Genomic DNA, 1,483 nt, shown 5'->3' on the forward strand with positions numbered 1-1,483 from the left:
TGGGAAAGAAGCCACAGTTGGTGCCTTTTGTAGGAGGAAGAGTGGGTACATCAAAAGCCCACGATTTCAATCGTGGGGAAACAATAGCTCCAAACATTGCCCCTTATCTCACTGCAGGTTCGTTTCTTTGATGAAAATGATCAGCTAATCAGTAAAGAACGATCATTTATTTCTAAAGCAGATCAAAGGCAACAACTTCAATTACCACTCACTGCTCCTGAACATACGACCTATATGAAAATAGGGATCTTCAATCAATCTGAAGAAGTCAATGCCTATTTTGATAATCTAAAAGTCACTTTCAACGATTATATCGTCCAAGAAAACCACTACTATCCGTTTGGTATGAATATGGCGGGTATTGAGAAGGAAGGTACACCGGATCATAAATGGAAATTCCAAGGTCAAGAACATCAAGAAGAGCTAGGATGGGATTCTTTTAAATGGAGAAATGCAGATCCAACAATTGGAAGGTTCTTTAATATTGATCCTTTAAGTGAGAGCTTTTATTATAATTCAACTTATGCTTTTAGTGAAAATAAAGTAACAACTCATATAGAATTAGAGGGGTTGGAGGCTTATTTAATTCATGGCACAGCATCCACAGTTGAAGAGGCATTTGGAGAGATGACCAAGAGTCAAGTTTTAGGTTTAACAGGGAATAAAACAGAAAATAGGGAGTTTTATTGGCATGATCAAGATGAGTATTCCAATGGAGTTTATAATGATGAAGAAGATAGAAGAAAGGCAGCTATTGATTTAGCAGATCATGTTATGAAAACTAGGGACAAAAATAAAGCTGAGCCTATAACCCTAGTAGGTCATAGTCATGGTGGAAATGTTGCAATACAAGCAATTGATATAATTAAATCCAAACTTGGTGATGAAGACGTCAAAGTTAATTTAATTACTATAGCCACACCAGCTTATAATGGTAATACTGATGCTGAAAATCCTGCAAATACAAAAGTAGATGATCACTTCCATTTTTATAGTGGTAACGATGCAATTCAGGTGACAGGAGCTAATCAATTTGGAAAGAAAAATGCTTCTCGAACTTATAATTACTTGCCTGAAAGTAAAAATATTGAAGTTAAAGATTATAAAGCTGAAAGGTATAGAGGTAATACAAGGGAAAGGGTATATACACATGGGTCTGCTCAGTCTCACTCTATTCCTTTTTATAACCCTCAATTATTGAAGAAATGAAAAAATGTATAGTTTTTTTAATTTTATGGAATATATTCTTGATTGTTTGGAATTATTATATTGTAACCGGCACAATACATTACGGGATGGGTTTAGGTGATGGGTATGTTTTTCTTTTTTCTATTTCTATTCTTACTATCATTGATATTATTATACTTATTTTTAGATCTAGAATTAGTATATTATAGTTACCCCATCAAAATGGACTGCAATCTAAATTAATAATTAAGTAAATTGCAGTGTTATGAAAAGTAAAAGAAAATTCACCTCAGAA

1 protein-coding gene is annotated in these 1,483 nt (G+C 33.6%); it reads left to right on the forward strand.

Annotated features, from left to right (window positions below):
- The first annotated feature begins 96 nt into the window (after positions 1 to 96).
- On the forward strand, positions 97 to 1,209 hold the full coding sequence (locus HHU12_RS33855) for an RHS repeat-associated core domain-containing protein (protein ID WP_169661143.1): 1,113 nt from the start codon (positions 97 to 99) through the stop codon (positions 1,207 to 1,209).
- Positions 1,210 to 1,483: the final 274 nt, after the last annotated feature.

This window comes from Flammeovirga aprica JL-4, from assembly GCF_012844305.1.
GTDB lineage: Bacteria > Bacteroidota > Bacteroidia > Cytophagales > Flammeovirgaceae > Flammeovirga > Flammeovirga aprica.